This is a genomic window from Gemella sp. 27098_8_155, assembly GCF_041433725.1.
GTDB lineage: Bacteria > Bacillota > Bacilli > Staphylococcales > Gemellaceae > Gemella > Gemella haemolysans_D.
This window is the reverse complement of record NZ_JAPWCA010000011.1, coordinates 1-24595: the sequence shown is the minus strand read 5'-3', so window position 1 is coordinate 24595 and position 24595 is coordinate 1. Positions and strand designations below refer to the sequence as shown.

The 24595-nt window shown below is 34.5% G+C and carries 6 protein-coding genes; all 6 read left to right on the top strand.

What is annotated here, in order from left to right; all coding sequences use genetic code 11:
* Window positions 1–258 precede the first annotated feature (258 nt).
* Window positions 259–5754, top strand: a complete 5496-nt coding sequence (locus O5Y44_RS05790; protein WP_371465694.1) for a mucin-binding protein — start codon at window positions 259–261, stop codon at window positions 5752–5754.
* A gap of 581 nt (window positions 5755–6335) precedes the next feature.
* A complete protein-coding gene (locus O5Y44_RS05785; protein WP_371465693.1) occupies window positions 6336–12098 on the top strand; it encodes a mucin-binding protein in 5763 nt (1920 codons plus the stop codon).
* A 374-nt stretch (window positions 12099–12472) separates the two neighbouring features.
* Window positions 12473–14056 carry a glycosyltransferase family 52 gene (locus O5Y44_RS05780; RefSeq protein WP_371465692.1) on the top strand — a complete coding sequence of 528 codons (1584 nt, stop codon included), beginning with the start codon at window positions 12473–12475 and terminating at the stop codon, window positions 14054–14056.
* Window positions 14057–14059: 3 nt separating this feature from the next.
* Window positions 14060–15304: a glycosyltransferase family 4 protein gene (locus O5Y44_RS05775; protein ID WP_371465691.1), complete on the top strand. Its 1245-nt coding sequence runs from the start codon at window positions 14060–14062 to the stop codon at window positions 15302–15304.
* 480 nt (window positions 15305–15784) lie between these two features.
* Window positions 15785–20737 (top strand): mucin-binding protein, encoded by a 4953-nt coding sequence (locus O5Y44_RS05770; protein ID WP_371465690.1) that lies wholly within the window; start codon window positions 15785–15787, stop codon window positions 20735–20737.
* Window positions 20738–20988: 251 nt separating this feature from the next.
* The gene (locus O5Y44_RS05765) at window positions 20989–24231 is read left to right on the top strand and encodes an SIALI-17 repeat-containing surface protein (protein ID WP_371465689.1); all 3243 of its coding nucleotides are present in this window, start codon (window positions 20989–20991) and stop codon (window positions 24229–24231) included.
* Window positions 24232–24595: the final 364 nt, after the last annotated feature.

The following is a 24595-nucleotide window of genomic DNA, read 5'->3' as shown; positions in this document are numbered from 1 at the left end:
ATAAAACTTTAAAATATATGATTTATATTATTTTTATAAATAACGTTTGAAATAGCATCCATATTAGTTTTCTTTTTGTTTTCAAAAAAGTTTATATTGATTTTATTTTTCAAAAATGATATAATTAAGCGTAAAAAATTTAAAAAATATAGTTAGAATTTTAGGTATATTCAAGTCAAGGGTTCTTAAAATATATACTGTAATCGTTTTAATTTTTTTTATACGTTTTATTTATAAAATAAGAAAAAGGAGAAGATAATGTTTAGTAAAAATAACATAAAAATGAATAACAAGAAGCAATTCGAAAAAGTTAACCATTATGGTATTAAGAAATTTAATGCTGGAACGGCGTCAGTTTTAATTGCTTCTGCTTTTATGTTTTTAGGGGGAGCAGCGCAAGCGGTAGACACTAACAAACAAGAAGCAACAGTAGCAACTACCGAAAAAGTAGCAGCAGAAAAACCAACAGAGGAAAAAGCTGAAACAAAACCAGCTGTAGCCAAAAAAGCTGCAGAAGTAAAAGAAGTAGAAGCAGCGCCAAAAGCTGAAGCTAAAAAAGAGGTGAACAAAGCGACTCTTCAAGCAAAAATCAGTCAATTAGATAACTTATTCGTGTCATTGGCAGGACAAGAGTTATCAGAAGACAAACAAGTTAAAACTGTAAGTGCAGCAGTAGAATTAAACAAAGCTAAAGACTTAGCGGCGTCAGCATCAGCTACACAAGAACAAGTAGATGCACAAGTAGCAGCATTAGAAGCAGCTATAAACAACTTAAACAAAGTTGAAAAAGCAGCAGACAAAAAAGAAGAAGCTAAAAAAGAAGAAAAAACAGAAAAAGCTGTGGCTAAAGAAAACTTAGAAAAAGCAGTTTCAGAAGCAAAAGCAGTAAACCAAGCTGCAACAACATTCGCAACAAAAGAAGTTAAAGAAGAAGCTCCAAAAGTAGAAATCAAAGCAGCAGTAGCAACATCAGAAAAAGAAATCGCAAAAGCATTAGATATCTTCAACTCAGACTCTTCAACAAAAGAAGATGCTGATCAACAACGTAAAGAATTAGAAAAAGCAATCGAAGCGGTGTACGTAACAATGCAACGTGCAGGACACCGTGGGAAAGTAGAAGCTATTCTAGCTGATGCAACAAGTGGTGACAAAACTATCACAGGTAAAGGTGTTATCAGAAATGGTAATGCAATAGTAACAGTTAACAATGCATATGTAACTATGAATGCAGATAATACTGCACCTAAAGCATGGGGAATTGATGTAGTATTCGATACATCTCAGGCTCAAAATGGTGATACTACTACTATTGAAATGAAAAACTTAACAGGATTTGGAGATAGTTTTAAACCTGGTACAAAAATTACAGCAGCAGATGGGACTGTTATAGGGGAAGTTGTATCTAAAGTGACTACTAACTCTGCAGGAAGTAGAGGAGGAGAAAGTCCCTTCTGGTCTCAACGTAAGAAAGATGGTAAGACTTATGAAGAGCGTCTTGCTGAACAACCAGCTATTCCTAATGAAGTAGGAACCACTACTTACACAATTAGATGGAATGATAAGGCGAAAAATTATGCTGTAACAACTTTCTATGCAGAAAACTTAACAGCGATTGATTACTATGCACCTAATATTTCTAAAGATACTGAATACACGGCAGCGATTAGTGTAAATGGACAACCAGTTCTAGAACATAAGTATACGCATAAAGCATCAAAATCAGCAGCACAAAAACAAAACACGTCTGCTACTATTATGGGAGATAACATATTAGGATATAAAGGAAGTGAACGTGTTAGAAAGAGTGATGCAGTAGTTATCAATACTGATAGTGATGTCCGTTATGGAAAAGGTTCGAAATTTACGATTACTTTACAAAATGATGATTTCACATATTTTAAAACGATTGATGGTTCAAAAAATACTGCTACAAATACTAATAAGGCTGATAGTATAAGTTACCGTCCAGCAGGTCGTTGGAATAATGTTCAAGCTAATGCAAACAACGTCTGGATTCTTAACGACGGACGTGATACAAACTTTACAGTAAAAGCTACTGTAAAATCACCGACAGAATTAGAAATAGAAGTAATCGATGGAGCAATCCAAGAAGATTCAACAGTTTCAATAGCTCTAGATAAACTTGGGGTTGAAAAAGTTATAACAAACCGTACATTCTCAGACGAGTACTCTAAACTTATATACGATGAGGTAGGTCGTCTAAAAGATGGAAGTGTAGTAGGTAACACAGATAAAACGGCAGCAACTCTTACTGTATCAGGTGGAACACCTCTTAATGGAGGAGAAGAAAATGTAACTACTAAAGTTGCGAACGGTTGGAAAGTTGAAGTTGGAGCCGGAGGAAATAGTCCGTTTGAGACAGGGGCCGCTATCATTACCTTAGTAGATATAGAAACAGGTGAAGAATTTGCGTATGAAGCGACTGAATATAATGGAGATGGTTCGCCTAAAGAAGAAGGTGGATACGAAACTAAGAGTATCCTAGGAAAAAAATATGATGTTTCAAACCAAGTTCCTGATTTAACTAAAACTATCAAAGGTGTTGAGTACATCCGTGTGGATGTTCCAGCTAAAGGAATAAAAGGTACCTTAAATGTTGGTGAAAAACGTGCGGAAGAGATTTACACATCAGAGGAGCTAAAAAAATATGGAGTGAAGGCTAAAGCTTTCGTGAACAACGTTATTTACTACTATGTTAAGAAAACAAAATTAGAAGAAGTAAATCGTACAATTAAATATGTGTACGCAGATGATGTTAAAGGTCTTGCAGGACAACAAGTATTTGAACCAACGAAACAAACTGTAAGTTACACAGGTACTATCCAAGTAAATAATAAAAATGAAGCAGAAGTAGATGCTAATAGAAAACCAATTTACATTAATTGGGAAGGTGCTAATGGTCAAAGTACTGTTCTTCCAGAACTTGCAGTACCTCAAAAAGAAGGATATATTGCAAGTGTAGAAAAAGTAGCTGCGCAACCAACGACACCAACTGATGAAGATTATGAATACGTAGTGACTTACACAGCTATCCAAAAAGCTAAAACAACATTTGTTTACCAAGATAAAGATGGAAATGTTAAACAAGTAGAAGGAAACACACCAATAACTGAAACAGGTAAAGGTGGAGATAAACTTACAAAAGCAGATGAAATCGCTGCGAAGATCAAAGAAGCTCAAAACAAAGGATATGAATTAGTATCTAATACATACCCGACAGATGGAGTATTCGATAAAGATGTTGATACTGACCAAGAATACACAGTAACACTTAAAGAACGTGTAGTACCAGTAACACCAGATCAACCAAAAACACCAGGAACTCCAGTAGATCCAAATAACCCGGAAGGACCTAAATATCCAGCTGGATTAGAAGAAAAAGATTTAAACAAAACAGTAACACGTACAATTACATACGTATACGCAGATGGAACACCAGTATTAAATGAAGATAAAACTCCAAAAACAGTAACACAAGAAGCTAAATTCACACGTGAAGCAAAAGTAAACTTAGTTACAGGAGAAGTTACATACGGAGATTGGTCAGATGCTCAAGACTTAGCTGAAGTTAAATCACCGGAAATTGCTAAACACACAGTTGATAAAGCTATAGTACCGACAGTGAAAGTAACTAACACTTCAGAAAACATTAAAGAAGTAGTTACATATACACCAGTTCAAAAAGCAATAACAACATTTGTTTACCAAGATAAAGATGGTAATGTTAAACAAGTAGAAGGAAATGAACCTATTTCTGAAACAGGTACAAATGGAGAAAAACTTACAAAAGCAGAAGAAGTTGCTAATAAAATTAAAGAAGCTCAAAATAGAGGGTATGAATTAGTATCTAATACGTACCCAACAGACGGAGTATTCGATAAAGATGTTAACACTGATCAAGAGTTTACAGTAACACTTAAAGAACGTGTAGTTCCAGTAACACCAGATCAACCGAAAACGCCAGGAACTCCAGTAGATCCAAACAACCCAGAAGGACCTAAATACCCAGCTGGATTAGAAGAAAAAGATCTAAACAAAACAGTAACACGTACAATCACATACGTATACGAAGATGGAACTCCAGTATTAAATGAAGATGGAACACCAAAAGTAGTAACACAAGAAGCTAAATTCACACGTGAAGCAAAAGTAAACTTAGTTACAGGAGAAGTTACATACGGAGACTGGTCAGAAGCTAAAGATTTAGCAGAAGTTAAATCACCAGTAGTTAAAGGATACTTAGCTGATAAAGTAATAGTACCAACAACAAAAGTAACTGCAGACTCAGAAAATACTACAGAAGTAGTAACATACAAACCACTAGGATCATGGGTACCGAACATTCCAGGACAACCAACAGATCCAATCAAATATCCAAACGATCCACAAGATCCAACAAAACCAGGAACTGAAAAACCAAAAGTACCATACGTACCAGGATTCGCGCCGAAAGATAAAGATGGAAACCCGCTTAAACCGGTAAATCCAAACAATCCAGAAGAAGGATATGAAGTACCGAATATTCCAACTAATCCAGGTCAAGACACTCCAATCAACTATGTAAAAGATACTCAAAAAGCTAAAACAACATTCGTAGATGAAAAAGGAAACCCAATTCCAGGAGTAGAAGCTATTACTGAAGAAGGTGATTCAGACACACCATTAACAAAAGAAGCTGAAGTAAAAGTTAAGATCAAAGAACTTGAAAACAAAGGATACGAATTAGTATCTAATACATACCCAGAAGGTGGTAAGTTCGATAAAGATGCGAACACAGATCAAGAGTACAAAGTAACGCTTAAAGCTAAAGTAGTACCAGTAACACCAGATCAACCAAAAACACCAGGAACTCCAGTAGATCCAAACAACCCAGATGGACCTAAATATCCAGCTGGATTAGAAGAAAAAGATCTAAACAAAACAGTAACACGTACAATCACATACGTATACGAAGATGGAACTCCAGTGTTAAATGAAGATAAAACTCCAAAAACAGTAACACAAGAAGCTAAATTCAAACGTGAAGCAAAAGTAAACTTAGTTACAGGAGAAGTTACATACGGAGACTGGTCAGAAGCTAAAGATTTAGTTGAAGTTAAATCACCAGTAGTTAAAGGATACTTAGCTGATAAAGTAACAGTGCCAACAACAAAAGTAACTGCAGACTCAGAAAATACTACAGAAGTAGTAACATACAAACCATTAGGATCATGGATTCCAAATATCCCAGGACAACCAACAAGTCCAATTAAATATCCAAACGATCCAGCAGATCCAACAAAACCAGGAAGTGATAAACCAGTATTACCATACGTACCAGGATACACTCCAGTTGATGGAAATGGAAATCCACTTAAACCAGTTGATCCGCAAGACCCAACTAAAGGATACATCGTACCAGATATTCCTGCAAACCCAGGTCAAGATACACCAATCAACTACGTGGCAAACCCTCAACCACAACCAAATCAAGATTCAAAACCTGAGCCGAAATCAGAAAACAACAAACCAAAAGAAGATCAAAACCAAGATCCAAAACAAGATAAAAAAGAAACACCAAAAGAAGCTCCGGAAAAAGATCCAAAAACGTCTCCAGTTCAACCAAAAGCAAATACTCAAGTTAAGAGATTAGCAAACACAGGTTCAACTGAAACTAACACTGGCTTAGCAGGATTAGGATTAGCGACATTTGCTGGAATGCTTGTTGCATCAAGACGTCGTAAAGAGAAATAAAACTAAAAAATATATAATAAATAAAATCATAAAAGACAAAATAGAATAAAGTAATGACTTGAAAGCACCCTTGATAATTTTCGAGGGTGCTTTCGTATGTATAAAGGCAAATTACATTAATTATAAAATTTTAATTTAAAGTACGTTGATGTGTAGTTTAATTAGTTTATTATAGAAAAAAATAAAAAGCTATAGAAATTAATTAAATTATAAAACGTTTTCTTTTAAAATTTAAATTATATTTAAAGTAAAAATATAATAAATATTGATAATTTAACATAGATTTTTTATTAGTTAATAAATGTATTTTCATAACTTTCAAAATATAACAACTTTAACTTTAAGTTGAAATAAACTTAAAACTTGTTTATACATCAATGGTTAATGGTGTTTTAGGTTTTTAGGAATGTTGATATAACAGTATTTCTCCTGTGTTTTAAAATGAAAATATTAGTTGTAAAAATTACAAAAAATATAGTTGTAATTTTAGGTACGTTTAAGTTTGCTTTTGTAAAATGTTACACATAGTCATTATGATTTATATTTATTCAATTTTAATTTAATAGAAAAAGGAGACGGTAATGTTTAGTAAAAACAATACAAAAATGAATAATAAAAAACAATATGAGAAAGTTAACCACTACGGTATTAAAAAGTTTAATGCGGGAACAGCATCTGTTCTTATTGCATCTGCTTTTATGTTCTTAGGTGGCGCAGCACAAGCAGCGGACACTAACAAACAAGGAGCAACAGTAGCAGCTACAGAAAAAGCAACTGCAACAGAAGAGAAAGTAGAAGTAGCTAAAGCAGAAACACCAGCAGTAGCTCCAAAAGCAGAAGTTAAAGAAGAGACTACAGTAGAAGCATCTGCTAAAGAAGAAAAAGCAGAAGAAACAAAAGCTGAAAAAGCAACAGCTAAAGAAGTAAATAAAACTACTCTTCAAGCAAAAATCAGTCAATTAGATAACTTATTCGTGTCGTTAGCAGGACAAGAGTTATCAGAAGACAAACAAATTAAAACTGTAAGTGCTGCAGTAGAATTAAACAAAGCTAAAGACTTAGTGGCGTCAGCATCAGCTACACAAGAAGAAGTAGATGCACAAGTAGCAGCATTAGAAGCAGCAATCAATAACTTAAACAAAGTTGAAAAAACTGCAGAAAAAGCAGCAGATAAAAAAGAAGAAGCTAAAAAAGAAGAAAAATCTGAAACTAAAGTAGCTAAAGAAAACTTAGAAAAAGCAGTTTCAGAAGCAAAAGCAGTAAACCAAGCTGTAACAACATTCGCAACAAAAGAAGTTAAAGAAGAAGCTCCAAAAGCAGAAATCAAAGCAGCGGTAGCGACATCTGAAAAAGAAATCGTAAAAGCATTAGATATCTTCAACTCAGATTCTTCAACAAAAGAAGATGCTGATAATCAACGTAAAGAATTAGAAAAAGCAATTGAAGCAGTGTACGTAACAATGCAACGTGCAGGACACCGTGGGAAGGTAGAAACAGTATTAGCTGATACTGCTTCAAAAATCACAGGAAAAGATGTTCTTAAAGACGGAGAAACAGTTAAAGCAGTAACAAACGCTTATGTTGAGATGAATGCTGATAATACGGCTCCTACAGGATGGGGATTTGATACTACTATTAGTACATCTACACTTAAAGCGGGTTCTATTACAAAAATTGAACTTACTAACTTAGCTGAGCTAGGTGCTGGTTTGGCTGTAAATACAGAAATCAGAGCGACTGATGGAACAGTAGTTGGTAAAGTTAAATCTATCGATTATAAAACAACTACAGGGAACAACAATAACAAATCTACGCCATATTGGGCGCAACGTACACAACGTGGTATGACTTATGATCAGCGTGTTGCTGAGCAACCAGCGGTAGCTAACGAAACTGGTACATATACTTACAACATTGAGTGGAACGATAAAGTAAAAGACTATCCGAATGTGTCGTTTGGAGCGAGTAATTTATCGGGTAATGGATATTTAGCACCACAAATTTCAAAAGATACTCCGTATACAGCGACTATCAAAATTGATGGGCGTATAGTTCTTGAACATACTTATACAAGAAAAGGTCAACAACCTAGCTATCAAAAACAAGGTACTAGTGCATCACTAAGTGAAAACAATGGATTGGACTACCTTAACAATGAATTGAAAAGAAGAAGTGATTCAATCGTATTAAGAACTGATTCAGATGTTCGTTATGGAGTAGGATCTAAATTTACTATTAAACTTCCAAATGCAGATTTCACTGAATTTAAAGAACTTGAAGGAAGTTCTAACTTTGTAAATGGATTAAATACGGCATCAACTATTAACCCTAATAAAGGAGATAGTATTACTTATCGCCCGCAAAACCGTTGGTCTAATGCTAGAGCTAATGAAAACAATGTATGGATTTTACAAGATGGTCGAGATACTGGTTTTACATTAACACCTAGATTAATTTCACCAACGGAATTAGAGCTTACTGTAACAGAAGGAACTATTCAAGAAGATTCTATAGTCTCTATGCCTCTTCAATCTTTAGGTATTGAGAAAGTAATAAAAGATAAAACTTTAACAAGTGAATATTCTAAAATTACTTATGAAAATGGATTGATTAAAGAAGGTTATGTAGGAAACGATAAAACTGCAGCAACTCTTACTGTATCAGGTGGAGAATCTATTAATGGTGAAAAAGAAGATGTTACAACTACAGTGCCAAACGGTTGGAAAGTTATAGGTGACGGTAAAGTTCAAGGTGAGCCACCAACAGGAGCTGTTGTTAGAAAATTCAAAGATTTAGTGACAGGTGAAGTTATAGGTTTCGAACCAACAAGATATACAGGGAATATTCCTTTAAGTGAAGATGGTTCAAAAGATTATACTAATGTACTTGGAAATAAATATGATGTAAGTAATGATCCCGTAGACTTAGTTAAAGAAGTTAATGGAGAAGAATACATTCTTGCAGATATCCCTGCTGAAAATACAAAAGGAACACTAAGTGTTACTAAGACAAGAGCAAGAGATTTATATTCTGAAGAAGAATTAAGAGCTAAAGGTATAAATGGATCTGCATTTGTTACCCCAGCAGAATATGATTATGTTAAGAAAACAAAAGTAGAAGAAGTAAACCGTACAATTAAATTTGTATACGCTGATAATGTTGCAGATCTAGCAGGAACTGAAGTATTCCCATCACAAAAACAAACTGTAAGCTACACAGGTTCAATCAAGTTAACTGCAGAAGGTAAAGCGGTAATTAACTCTAATGACAGACCAGTTTATATTAACTGGAAAGGAACTAATGGTCAAAGTACTGATCTTCCAGAACTTGCAGTACCTCAAAAAGAAGGATATATCGCAAGTGTTGAAAAAGTACCAGTGCAAGCAACAACAGCTACAGATGAAGATTACGAATATGTTGTTAAATATACAGCAATCCAAAAAGCGAAAACAACATTTGTAGATGAAAAAGGAAATGCAATTCCAGGAGTAGCTGAAATTACTGAACAAGGTGGATCAGAAACTCCATTAACAAAAGAAGCTGATGTTAAAGCTAAAATCGCAGAACTTGAAGATAAAGGATATGAACTAGTATCAAACTCTTATCCAGAAAATGGTAAATTTGACAAAGATACTGCAACAGACCAAGAGTTCAAAGTAGTACTAAAAGCTAAAGAAGTTACAGTAGATCCAAAAAATCCAAAATCAGAAGGTACGCCAGTAAATCCAAACAAATCAAACGGACCTAAATACCCAGCTGGATTAGAAGAAAAAGATTTAAACAAAACAGTAACACGTATAATTACATACGTATACGAAGATGGAACTCCAGTATTAAACGAAGATGGAACACCAAAAACAGTAACACAAGAAGCTAAATTTACACGTGAAGCAAAAGTAAACTTAGTTACAGGAGGAGTTACTTACGGAGACTGGACACCAGCGCAAGATTTACCAGAAGTTAAATCACCAGTAGTTAAAGGATTCTTAGCTGATAAAGCGAGTGTTGCAGTAGTAAATGTAACTGCAGGTTCAGAAAATATTAAAGAAGTAGTAACATACAAACCGCTAGGATCATGGATTCCAAATATTCCAGGACAACCAACAAACCCAATCAAATATCCAAATAATCCAGATGATCCAACAAAACCAGGACAACCAACAGAAGTGGTACCATATGTACCAGGATATACTCCAAAAGATGGAAACGGACAACCGCTTAAACCAGTAGATCCACAAGATCCAACAAAAGGATACGAAGTACCAAGTATCCCGACAGATCCAAGTCAAGACACTCCAATCAACTACGTAAAAGATACTCAAAAAGCTAAAACAACATTCGTAGATGAAAAAGGAAACCCAATTCCAGGAGTAGACGCTATCACTGAAGAAGGTGGATCAGAAACTCCATTAACAAAAGAAGCTGAAGTAAAAGCTAAGATCAAAGAACTTGAAAACAAAGGATACGAATTAGTATCTAATACATACCCAGAAGGTGGTAAGTTCGATAAAGATAAAGATACAGATCAAGAGTTCAAAGTAACACTTAAAGCTAAAGTAGTTACAGTAACACCAGATCAACCAAAAACACCAGGAACTCCAGTAGATCCAAATAACCAAGAAGGACCTAAATACCCATCTGGATTAGAAGAAAAAGATCTAAACAAAACAGTAACACGTACAATCACATACGTATACGAAGATGGAACTCCAGTGTTAAACGAAGATGGAACACCAAAAACAGTAACACAAGAAGCTAAATTCACACGTGAAGCAAAAGTTAACTTAGTTACAGGAGAAGTTACATACGGAGACTGGACACCAGCGCAAGACTTAGCAGAAGTTAAATCACCAGTAGTTAAAGGATTCTTAGCTGATAAAGCAACTGTACCAACTACTAAAGTAACTGCAGACTCAGAAAACACTACAGAAGTAGTAACATACAAACCAATCGGTTCATGGATTCCAAATATCCCAGGACAACCAACAAACCCAATCAAATATCCAAATGATCCACAAGATCCAACAAAACCAGGACAACCAACAGAAGTATTACCATACGTACCAGGATTTACTCCAGAAGATAAAGATGGAAATCCACTTAAACCAGTAGATCCAACAGATCCATCAAAAGGATATGTAGTACCAAACGTTCCAACAGATCCAAGTCAAGATACAGTAATTAACTACGTAGCAAACAAAGCAAAATTAGTAGTTAAATACGTAGATGAAAAAGGAAAAGACTTAATTCCTGCAGAGACAACAGAAGGAAAAGTAGGAGATGAGTACACAACAAGTGGAAAAGTTATCCCAGGATACGTACTTGTAAGAGTAGATGGAGAAGCTAAAGGTAAGATTGGAACAGATGGTTCAACAGTAACATATGTTTACAAACCATTAGGATCATGGATTCCAAACATTCCAGGACAACCAACAAACCCAATCAAATATCCAAACGATCCAAAAGATCCAACAAAACCAGGACAACCAACAGAAACATTACCATACGTACCAGGATACACTCCAGTTGATAAAGATGGAAACCCACTTAAACCAGTAGATCCAAAAGATCCATCAAAAGGATATGTAGTACCAAACATTCCAACAGATCCAAGTCAAGATACAGTAATTAACTACGTAGCGAACAAAGCAAAATTAGTAGTTAAATATGTAGATGAAAAAGGAAAAGACTTAATCCCTTCAGAAACAACAGAAGGAAAAGTAGGAGATGAGTATACAACAACTGGAAAAGTTATCTCAGGATACGTACTTGTACGAGTAGATGGAGAAGCTAAAGGTAAGATTGGAACAGATGGTTCAACAGTAACATATGTTTACAAACCATTAGGATCATGGATTCCAAACATTCCAGGACAACCAACAAATCCAATTAAATATCCAAACGATCCACAAGATCCAACAAAACCAGGAAGTGACAAACCGGTATTACCATACGTACCAGGATACACTCCAGTTGATGGAAATGGAAATCCACTTAAACCGGTTGATCCACAAGACCCAACTAAAGGATATATCGTACCAGATATTCCTGCAAATCCGGGTCAAGATACACCAATCAACTACGTGGCAAACCCTCAACCACAACCAAACCAAGATCCAAAACCTGAGCCGAAACCGGAACCAAAACAAGAGCAACCAAAAGAAACTCCAAAAGAAACTCCGGAAAAAGGTCCGAAAGTAACTCCAGTTCAACCAAAAGCAAATACTCAAGTTAAGAGATTAGCAAACACTGGAACAACAGAAACTAACACTGGCTTAGCAGGATTAGGACTAGCAACAATTGCTGGACTCCTTACAGCGGCAAGACGTCGTAAAGAAAAATAAAATAAAAAAACATATAATAAATAAAATCATAAAGACAAAATAGTAAGTAATAAAATAAATGGCTTGAAAGCACTCTTGATAATTTTCGAGGGTGCTTTCTTTTTGGATTTATATGTTGTGCAGAAGTCGTATTGTTATTTACATAGTCTAAAATATAATAATAATCTCTACTGAGATGTACGCTTTGTTTACATAAGCATAGTTATTTCTAATATATAAACTTTCAAAAATCACACTATTCTCTTGGTACTCCCCACCTACCACATTTGACTAGAAATTTTCCACGTGATAAAATATTTATAATTATGAAAGAAACAGGCTTTTTGGCGTAGTTTTTAATGCCTAATAGAGTGGTTAATAGAGAGGTATAGTGTATGAATATTATTTTTTGTACTTCACCATTTCAAGTCTTAGTTGCACGTGAGGTTGCTAAGGATATAGGTGAGAAGTTTTTTGGAATATATTTGAAAATGTCTAATGATAATAGGCAGAAAATATACGCTGAGAAAATGAAGGAGTTTTGCGAAGATACTTTATTTATTGATAATAAAGAGTGGGCTAGTGAACTTAGAGAAAAATTAGCAAATATCAAGATTGACAAGTTTTATCTAGCAAGTTTAGATAATCCGGTCGCACACATGATCTTTAATCCTAATTTTATGAGATTATTTACGTTTGATGATGGTAGTACCTCTATTATTTCGCCGAATATGTACACTCGCTATACCGATAGAGTAGTTGGACCAAATGAAATAACTCTAGCTAAGGTTATAAGCTTATCTCAAGGTCACTATACAATATTTGATACAAACACCGTATTCCCAACTGAAAAATTAATAAAAATGCCTTTCGATATTAACCCAAAAGATTTCACTAGAGCAACTAATGGGAAAACATTTAAGGTCTTTTTAGGGCAGGCACTTGGTAATTATATAGATGAAAAAGACATAAAAATTACAGAAAAACTGACGCAGAAGGCCTTAGAGATGCTTGAGGATGTATTGTACTATGCTCATCCACGTGTTTCAGTAAATTTAGAAAATGCTGAGATTATCCAGTCAGATAAATGCTTTGAAGAAGAAATTTACGACCTATTGTCTAACTATGAGAATGTAGAGGTTTATGGTTTTTATTCTACCTCCCTACTTCTTGTAAGAGATATTCCTGGTGTAAGTGTTCATTGTTTCAGAACGTTTTTAACAACCAATGAGGTGGAAATTCTAAGTAATTACGGTATTGAATCGACAGATTTGCCTTTATCGGATACAGTGGTAGACATCGTCATGCCTGTTTATAATCGTGAAAAAACTGTCGGTAACGCAATCGAATCGGTTTTGAATCAAACTCATAAAAACTTCCGGTTGATTATTGTTGATGATGGATCGCGTGATGGGACTGAAGAAGTATGTAGAAAATATTTAAATGATGAGAGAGTAGTTTATCACAAAGTTCTTCATGGAGGTATATCGAGAGGTCTTAATGCGGGGATTTCGTTAGCGACTGCGAAGTATATCGCAAGGCAGGACTCCGATGATGAATGGATGCCTTGGCATTTAGATTTTCTTCTTAATGAATTAGAGTTAAACGACAAGTTAGATATCATTGGTTCGAAAGTTGAAGCTGATAAAACTAAGTTGCAAGGTGGTATTAAAAGAAATAATTTCAATAACCTTTCAGGAGAGGAACTATGGTTTAAGTTAGCCTATAAAAATATGTTCAATCACTCTACTGTAATTTATAAGAAATCTGCAGTTATAGAAGCTGGTGGGTATGATCCAGAGTGTGATGGTTTTGAAGATTGGCACCTGTGGGCGCGTATGGTAACTAAAGATAATGCGATGGTGATGAATACACTGACTGCCTACTATGGTCTTCCTGAAGAAGATGATAAAGGTATGATGTTTAGAAGTAGACTTGCGAAGAGTCGCGGTTTAAGATTAGAAGATGTATTGGAGTAGGAAATGGTTAAAGTATTTACGATAAAAGAAGGGGTTCCTTACACTATCTATGGTTTCGAGAGTAGTCAACTAGCAAGGCAAAAAATTTTTGATGAAATAGGTGTCGAGCAGAAGTTAGTCATAACGAATCTGACTAATTTTGTACCGAATTTTGTAGAGACTCTTGAAAACCTAGGGTTCAAAAACTTCTATCATGTAATTTTTGAAAAATCAGATATAGCAAGGGATAAACCTAGCGTAGATAAAAGTTTTCTAGAAAATTTAGAGGATGTTTTAGAAGTGGAATACACTAAAGAAGGTTATGTAGGTTTAGTTCACTACAAAGATGGAACTGTAGAGTGTTATACTTCGCAACTATTGTATAAATATATCCCTAAAGAAGATAGATTTATTCTTTTTAATAAAAATGGAGTAGTATTAGAAGGTGATGTTTCTGAGAATTATCATAAGTATCACATAAAAGAAACTGGTGCGATAATGTCGCAATGGCAATTGGTGAGTGAATACCTTGCGGAAAATTCAACTGTCAATGATAGATTCATTATAGATATGGTTAATGAATATCCTCTACAACTAAGGAAGTTTTTCCAAAATACAAGTAGAGAGCTTTTTGCTTATACGCATTATAATATTCTTGCGCCATTCATGAAGTTTGTCTTGCAAAATTGGTGCACTAATGTTGTAGCAAGCCCAGTTTTAGAAGAAAGATTAGGAAGTGACAAGGTAAGATTTCTTCCTCCTGTCTATGTAGAAAAAGTTGAAGAAGAAGTATATACAACTGTAAAAGATTGGTGTATAGTTGGTAATATGACGGTTATAAAAAAATGCGAGGTCGCGATTGAAGCGTTTAGAAGAACACCGGATAGTACACTTACAATCTACGGTAACTTACCAGATGGATATACCAAGGATAACTTACCAGATAATGTTAAATTTGCAGGGTTTGTAAAACAAGTACCGTATGAAAATCATGAAGGTTATTTATCTTGTTCCTTAAGTGAATGCTTCGCCAACTCGGCGGTAGAAGCATCTTCGAAAGGATTAGTCTGTCTGCTTTCTAATGTCGATTTAGGTCATAGATATTACGCAAGTATCTGCGAAAACATGAAAACCTTCAGTTCTTTTGATGAATTGTTAGAACTTCTTGTGGAATATCAGCAGAAAGGTGAATATAAGTCTTCTGCTTTTGCTAGAGAATATGTGAAGAGTAAGGCGATAGAACACTATAAGAAAGTATTGAAACTATAGTAAAAAGATACTTGTTGTGTCTAAAAAGTAAATAAATATATGTTGACTTAATATCTTCTTGGTAAAAATCCAGGAAGATATTTTTATATTTTTGAAAATAGATTTTCGAAATTTTCAATTTTATATTAGTATAGACTAGATGTAATTTACATATTATTTCATTGTTTTCATTTTTTTGAAAAATCTATAGTCTAGAAGTTGATAATATATTTCAAATGAAAAAGAATGTGTTAAATATATTGATAGAATCACGTTTAAATAATTGACTAGCTTTTCTGAAAATGATAAAATTTAGTTGATAGACTATGAATGTATAAGCAAGTTTACATAGAGTTATTCTGAAAAAATAACTAGGAGATTTAATGAAATACTAACTAATATAATTTATTTTTGAAACAAAAGTAATTATTGTTGATTTTTTATATTATTATACTGAAATTAACGCGCTTATATGTTCTGAAGAAACGGAGAGGAAAGGTTATGTTTAAAAATAATAAAAAAGAAAAATTTTCGTTAAGAAAATATAAAGATGGACGTACCGATTCGAAACTAATAGGTGCAACACTATTAGTTGGTATGGGATTATTAGCTAGTGGTGGAACTGCCTTAGCTAACGTAAGCTCTAATGGAACAGATATGGCAACAATGGTGACTGATACATCGAAAGTAGCTTCGACGACAGCCACAACTTTTACGGATGATAAAGATGCAACAAAAACTGTAAAAGTAGATGCAGTGTTAGAAAAAGGAACTGCTGAACCAACAAAAGCTAACAGCAATACTGGTGATGCTGATGGAACTGACACTCTAAATGTTAAATCAGAAGCAACTGTAAATTATAAACTTGATTCTGATAAATCATTACTAAAATCAGACACAGTAGAAGTAGGAACAGGTACTGTAAAAACTCCTTATGATAAAAAAGGTCTAGCTTATGACACAGATGGTAAAGACTACCGTGAATCAACTGTAACTCAACCAGGAACTGTTGTGTCTAAAGATACTGGTAAAAAAGACACAGTAGAAGCGAATGGTAAGGTTTATGAGTACGCTGGAAAATCTGAAGTAGAAGGTTCTGATAAACTTACTTATGATAAAACGCATTTTAACGATATCGAGGCTCCAGTGTCTCCAGAAGGAATGCACAATAAACTGGGAGAAATCGACTATACAAAAACAAAAGGTAAAGTCTATCTTGTGGAAGAAACAGCTGATGGTCAATACGGTAAGTATGTTGTGGCAGATGGCGGTGTGTCTAGTGATGAAGATGTAGTAACAAAATGGAAGGCTGGTCAAGCTACAGCTAAAGATTTCACTAAAGCTAATGTAAAACTTCAAGAAGGAGATACAGTTCTTGTTCTTGATAAAGATACTTATGCAGTAGGTGAAGGGAAATCTGTTACAAAAACTAAAAAAGGAACAATTTCTTTCTCTGCGATGAGCAGTACAGAAATAACTAAGAAAAACAGAGACCCTTTCTCAACTTATATTATCGATGACTATACTTTTGATAATTATAGAGCTAATCACTACTTCTTACCTGGTCCAGATGGAATCTATGGGACTGCTGATGATATTGAAAAAACACCTAGCGAAAATCCTACTTATGCATTATTAGGTTTTGGAACTGGTTATTCTGGGTCTGAAGTAAAAAACTTAGCAACAGGTGATGAATATAGTTATAATTATAGGTTAAATAAGTCACAATCATCATTAAAAGATATTTTAAAAAATTACACAATTGCTAATTATAAAGCTTTAGAATTCTTAGAAGGCAAAGCGACAGATGCAACTGAAAGAGAGAAAGTGCAAGCAGCTAAAGCACGTTTAGATGCACATCTAAAAACTTTAGAAGATGATATCCAATCTGGAAAATTGGAACTAGGGTTGATAAAAACAGGGAAGCATGCTGGGGAATTCGTGCTGCATGCTCCTATAGACGTTAATACTGGATTTATCTCATCTGCTTCCATTGATAAATTTAAAGATATTTTAGCAGGTTTTCCAAAAATTATTGGAGAAGTATCGGTTACTGCAGCTAAAACAGATACTACAGAACTGCAAGATGGTAGGTATCGAGAAATTCACACGACTACAGTATATAAATATTCTCCTGATGATTATACGCCACATGCTTATATCGATGTAGAAACGACTAAAAATATTAAAGAGTACACTGTCTATACTGGTAAGCCAGATGTCGATATTCCATTAGAGGAAACTGAACCTGATAAGGAAACGACTGTAACTACTTTAGTTAACAAAGGTAAAGTTGAAATTACTGCGGATGGTACAGTAACAGTTACAGGAGATGCTAAAGTAACAGATGAGAAGTATATTCCAACAGAAACTGTTGCTGAAAATAAATACATCATAAGTGGTGATAATGGAACAAGAACACGTACAGAAACAACTGAATCAGCAACATTTACTAAAAAAGAAATCATCACGCCGATCCGTGCTTATAAAGTAATGGGTGAAGAAAAACCAGTTGTAACTCATTACTATAACTTGAAGATTACAAAAGAAGAAGCGGGTACTGCAACAGCTACTAAACAAGGTAGTGTCGTTATCAAGTATGTCACTACTGATGGAAAACAATTAAAATCAGAAACTGATAAAGATAATGTTACACTTGAAACAAAAACTATCGTAAGTCTATATTCAGGTGAAACAAAAGTTGATGAGCGTACTGATATCGCAACAGTAGAACAAAACTACGATACAACTCCAAAACAATATCCAACATTAGTAGATGCTGATACTGGATTTACATACGAGTATGTAGGTCTAAAACAAGGATCTCCAGCTGCTAGTGGGAAAGTAGTAGAAGGGACAACAGAAGTTGTTTACGAATACCGTCTAGTAAGCGAAGAAGAGAAAACTCCGTCTAAATCAGAAGTTACAAAAACAGGTTCTGTTGATGTGAAACACGTTGTGATCAACGAAGATGGAACGTTAAAAACATTAAAAGAAACAGAAGTTGTAAAAGATAAAGTGCCAGTTGAGTATGAAGATACTTATGTAACTTACTCAAAAGGTGTAAAAGTGTCTGAACGTAAAGAAAAACGAGCAGTTACTGAGAAATATGACACTACTGATAAACAATACCCAACGCTAAAAGATGAAGCAACAGGGTTAGTATATAAATATGTAGCACCAACATCTTACTCAGCCCCAGTAACAGGAGACGTAACTGAAGGTGAAAAACACGTTATCTACAGTTATGTGTTAGATAAAAAAGAAGATGCAACACCGACATTAAAAGAAACTAAAGGATCGGTAGTTGTTAAATATGTAGACGTTGATGGTAATGAAATCAAAGATCCAGAAAATGTAGTGACAGATGCAGTTGTAAAAACAACGAAAACATACGCTACTAAATCAGGTGATGTTGTACTATCAACACGTGACGAAGTAACAGAAAATGATGTAAACTACAATGCTGCTGAGAAAAAAGTTGACACAATCAATAAAGATGGTAAAAAATATGTCTTCCGTGGAGTGTATGAAGTTTCTGATAAATATAATAACGTATTAGAAGAAACAGGTAAGGTAAAAGTAGGAACTACAACAGTTGTTTACCAATACGATTATGTTATTCCAGTAGATCCTACTAAACCGAATGAAGGAGAAAACACTCCTCCAAAACCAGAAGATAAGATTCCTAGCGATCCACAAAATCGTTCATACAAAGATTTAGGTCTAGCAAAAGAAGTGAAACGTAACATCACTTATGTTTATGAAAATGGACCAAAAGCAGGTCAAGAAGCAAGTGCACCTGTTAATCAAAATGCAAGATTCACAAGAACTGCCGAAATCAACAGTAGAACAGGTGAAGTGAAGTACACAAGTGACTGGACTAAAGAACAAAAACTTGCTGAGGTAGTATCGCCAAAAATCGATAAATATGCAGTTGATAAAGAAAAAGTAGCGGAATTACCAGTAACACATGATTCTGAAGATAGTAGTGAAGTTGTTAAATATCGTGAAAATCCAGAAATTATCGAACATGATGCAGCAAAAGATAAAAAAGGATCTGTAGTTGTTAAATATGTTGATGGTCAAGGAAATGAAATCGACACTGCAGTTACTGTTAAAGATAGTGTTATTGTTGAAAAAGCATCGACAAAAGTTTATGCTGATCGCGAAGAAACTACTTATACAGCTACAAATGAAGAATATAGCACTGTAGCAAGCCGTAAAGATGTTATTGAAGCTAAAGGTAAGAAATATAAATACAGTGGTGTATATGAAGTTTCTGATAAATATAATAACGTATTAGAAGAAACAGGTAAGGTAAAAGTAGGAACTACAACAGTTGTTTACCGATACGACTACTTAATTCCAGTAGATCCAACTAAACCTAACGAAGGAGAGAATACTCCTCCAAAACCAGAGGATAAAATCCCTAACGATCCAAAAGGTCGTACATACAAAGATCTAGGACTATTAACAGAAGTGAAACGTAATATTACTTATGTTTATGAAAGTGGACCAAAAGCAGGACAAGAAGCAAGTGCACCAGTTAACCAAACAGCTCGCTTCACGAGAACTGCAGAGATCAACAGTAGAACAGGTGAAGTGACGTACACAGCAAGCTGGACTCCAGAACAAAAACTACCTCAAGTAGTATCACCGGAAATTAAAGATTATACTGTAGATAAAGCTAAAGTAGATGAATTAACTGTAACACATGAATCAAAAGATTCAGCGGTTGTAGTTAAATATACTCAAAACAAACCAAATAGTGTACGTGATTACGCTAAAGACAAAAAAGGAAAAGTTGTTGTTAAATTCGTAGATATTAATGAAAACTTCCTTGCAGATGATGTAGTAGTTAAGAACAATGTAATTGTAGCTGAAGCGACAACTACAACTACTGGTGATAAAGAAGAAACTACATACAAAGCTACAGGAGAAGAATACTCTGTAACAGCTCCTGAAACTATTGAGGTAGACGGAGTGACATTCAAATTGAGACGTGTTCTTCCGGCAGGAGATAAGTTTAAAAATACTGTAGAGGAAAAAGGTTTAGTTAAAGAAGGGGTTACTACTATTGTTTACCAATATGTAATGCAAATAGGTGCTCCACAAGTAGAGGTTCCAGAGTATGAAGGAGGAGTAGTTCCGTTAGATCCACCAATCGTGGACAAACCAGAGCTTAAGATTCCAGAAGAACCAGCTCCGGCGCCACATCCAGAGCCAACACTAGAACCAATACCAGCACCTAAACTGGAACCAATGCCTGAAGTAAAACCAACTCCAAAAGCTCCTGAAAAAGCAGTAGAATCAGTTAAACCTGTAGTAACTACGCAGGTGAAACGTTTAGCGAACACAGGTAGCGAAACATCTAATACAGCAGCATTAGGATTTGGAGTTTTAATCGCAGGAATAGCGTTAGCGATAAGAAAACGCCAAAAAGAAAAATAATAAGTTTAAAAGATGATCGATTTCATCGTATAAACTAACAACGTCCTTGGATGAAAGTCCAGGGGCGTTGTTACATTTTATGTTTCAGAATTTTATATTTCAAAAGAGTATTCGTGAATATTTGATAAAATCTTTTTATTATGATAAAATTGAAACCGTATTACATAGTTATTCTTAAAGTATCTAAAATTCAGTTTTAGTGATTTTGTATAACGAAAAATAATGTATTGAACAGAGAAAAGGGGAAAATTATGTTTAAAAACATCAAAAAAGAGAAATTTTCACTAAGAAAATACAAAGATGGAAGAACAGATTCGAAATTAATTGGAGCGATAACGATTCTAGGTATAGCGATGTTAGCTGGAGGTGGAACTGCATCTGCCAATGTAAGTTCTGGCGGACAGAATGAAACAACGCTTGTAAGTGAATTTAAAAAAGTTTCATCGAGTGCAAAAACGACTTTCACAGATGATCAAAATCCTGCGAAAAAAGTAACTGTTGATGCGGTAGCTGATATACGATATAATCGACCTGCTAAAGCGAATCAAAATACAGGAGATGCCGATGGTACAGACTCTGTAAAATTCGAGTCTAATGCAACGGTTAATTACCTATTAGAAGACGATAGTTCAAAACTTAAAGATTCGAAAAAAGTAGCTGGAGAAGAAGGAACGGTATCGACACCTTATGATAAAAAAGGAATTGCGTACGATACAGATGGAAAAGATTATCGCGAATCAACTGTAGAAAAGACAGGTAGCACTATTGATGAAGATACAGGTAAAGAAGCGGTAATTCAAGCTAACAATAAAGAATACAAATGGATTCGTTCAGAAGTAGTAGGCGAAAACAAAGCAACTTATAAAAAAACTACATTCAATGATATAGAAGCTCCGGTATCTCCGGAGGGAATGCACAATAATCTAGGAGAAATTAACTACAGAAAAATTACAGGAAAAGTGTATTTAGTGGAAGAAACTTCAGATGGACATTATGGAAAATTCGTAGAAGCTAGCGGGGTATCTAGTGATGAAGATGCAGTTGCGAAATGGAAAAATGGTCAAGGGGTGGCAAAAGATTTTACTAAGGAAAATGTAACTCTTAAAGAAGGTGATACGATTCTTGTGATGGATAGAGATACATATGCTCACGGTAGTGGGACAAGAACTGTTAATACAGTACAATATAGAAGAGAAAAAATCGCTGCGAAGCCGGAGTATAATAAAACTGATCCGTATGTCAGAGGTGAAGGAATTCAGGGCTATCCATCTTATGCATTTTGGGATCAACCGCTAACTGGGGACTACACAACGATAGGAGAGGATAAAATCTTCGGAACGGCAGATGATGGTAAGGTTACATTTAATAATGAGACTACTTTATTTTACTCAAACAGTTCAAAAAGTTATCCTCCTGGTATAACTGATCCGAAAGTTCATGACTTTAGAAAAGAATCTCTAAGAGAAATTTTAGAGGTTATGCATTCTGAAGTATATGGTATATTAGAATATTTCAGTCGAAATTCAAAAAGTGATGCGGAAAGGCAGGTCATTCAAGCGAAAAAAACTAAGCTTGATGAAAATATCGCTAGTACAATAGAAATGATTAAACAAAATAACATTGATATAGCGGTAGAATCTGATCGTGGAATTATGTTTTTCCAACAAAATAAAGAAGCTCTTAAAAAATTAAGAACACATATTGAGGAAGGACAAAACGTATTAAACGATTTATCTGTCCTAGTGAATTCTACTCAAAGAATTGTTGATATGTATGACAATCATAAAAATGTGACAGAAACGAAGAATGATTATTTAAAATTTAGCTTTGACAGAGGGATACGAGAAGGTTATACACTCTCTTACCATAAAGATGCAGAATCAGAACATTACAGCGATTGGGAAAAGGTTAATCCTGAAGTAGAAACAAGAGAAGACTCTGTTTATGCAAATAAAGGTACAGTGGCAATTTCAGATGATTTGAGTAATATTAATGTTGTTAATGAAAATTCAACTACAAATGAGATGGAATTAACTAAGAAAGATATAAAAACTAAAGAAGAAACGAATTACAAAGTTAAAGAGGTTATTACTCCTGTTCGTGCTTATAAAGTAATGGGAGAGGCGGAAACAGTTGTAAATCATTATTATAGATTATCTACAAAACTATCTGATGCACCTGTGAAAATTGAAAATACAAAAGTAGGATCTGTGAATGTAAACTATGAATCTGAGTCAGGGGAAATCCTAAAAGAGTCAGAAGCTGTTGTATCTGATGTTCCTTATGAAAAAGTGAAAACGTATGATGTTCTTTCAGGTGCTACGAAAGTAGGAGAAGAGAAAGTTACAGAAAAATTAGAACCAACATACGATGTAACTGAGAAGAGATATAAAACAATCATAGGTGATAAAACAGGATTTACTTATGAATATGTAGGAATAAAAGAAGGATCTGAACCTGAAGAAGGAATAATAGCTAAAGAAAAAACACAGGTTACTTATATTTATCGTTTAGTGAGTAAAGAAGATCCTAAGCCTACAGAAAAAAAAGTAGTAGGATCTGTAGTAGTTAAGTATGTTGATGCTGAAGGAAACGAGATAAAACCAGCTGAAACATTGGTGAAAGAAGCAGTTTTAAGAACAACTTACACATATACTACAAAATCAGGAGATAAGGTAGTATCGACTAGAGAAGTGGTTAGGGAGTTTACTGCACAAGATTATAATACAAAAGAAAAATTAGTTGAACAAATAAAAACAGCAGATGGTAAAACATATAAATACCATGGAGTTTATCCAGTTTCAACTAAGTTTAGCAATGTAACTGAAGAAACAGGAAAAGTAGTAGAAGGCATGACGACAGTAGTCTATCAATATGATTATGATACTCCTGTAAAACCGAGTTGGCAAGTTCCGTCAGATGCACCGATAAATGAAGTTCCAGAGTATGAAGGAGGAGTATCACCGGTAGAACCTCCGGTGTTGGAAGTTCCGGAATTTAAAGGAGGAGTGTCACCGGTAGAACCACCTATATTAGAAGTTCCGGAATATGAAGGTGGGATGTCACCAGTAGAACCACCAGTGTTGGAAGTTCCGGAATACAAAGGAGGAGTATCGCCGATAGAACCGCCAGTATTGGAAGTGCCTGAGTATAACGGGGGTGTTTCATCACAGGAGCCGCCCGTTTTAGAAGTACCAGAATTTGAAGGAGGGGTTCCTTCAGAAAGACCAACTATATTAGAAGTACCGGAGTTTAGAGGTTCGGTGCTGGCGAGTACTGTTGAACCTATACCAAATCCTAAGGGACAACTTCAGAATCTACCAACTGTAGAAAAACTTGAAGAAAAGATCTTGACTCTTAGCACTGTAAATAGAAAAAAATCTGAACGATTACCTAATACTGGAGCTACTTCCTCAGATGTTGCGACATTAGGATTTGTGACGATGTTAGCTGCTTTAGGAATGAGTGTGGGTAAACGCCGAAAAGAAAAATAAATTTAAATTACACTATGTAGTTTGAAAACATGAAAATAACTCAAAAATCAATTTTAAAGATGTTGATTTTTGGGTTGTTTTTTCATTTTAAGCTATTGTTATAGTTCTTAAGCTAAGAAGTGTTAAACAATCTGTTTGATAAATAATTAGATATTTTTTTATGACATAAATGTCAAGTTGTATTTTTTTTTTAATCGTGAAGAAGCCCTTTAAATAAGGATTTTCTTGGGTTTTTTATTTAGGTTTACATAAATCAAGTAAGAAAAAATATAGGGCTTTTTAATAAGTAATATAAGTATTATCTTATTTTTTAGTATTGTAAAATTTTTTTTATTTAAATGATGTAAAAAAACGGTAAAATAAT

Coding starts and splice junctions, on each gene's coding strand:
- O5Y44_RS05790 (WP_371465694.1), top strand. CDS start 259: ATGTTTAGTAAAAATAACATAAAAATGAATAACAAGAAGCAATTCGAA.
- O5Y44_RS05785 (WP_371465693.1), top strand. CDS start 6,336: ATGTTTAGTAAAAACAATACAAAAATGAATAATAAAAAACAATATGAG.
- O5Y44_RS05780 (WP_371465692.1), top strand. CDS start 12,473: ATGAATATTATTTTTTGTACTTCACCATTTCAAGTCTTAGTTGCACGT.
- O5Y44_RS05775 (WP_371465691.1), top strand. CDS start 14,060: ATGGTTAAAGTATTTACGATAAAAGAAGGGGTTCCTTACACTATCTAT.
- O5Y44_RS05770 (WP_371465690.1), top strand. CDS start 15,785: ATGTTTAAAAATAATAAAAAAGAAAAATTTTCGTTAAGAAAATATAAA.
- O5Y44_RS05765 (WP_371465689.1), top strand. CDS start 20,989: ATGTTTAAAAACATCAAAAAAGAGAAATTTTCACTAAGAAAATACAAA.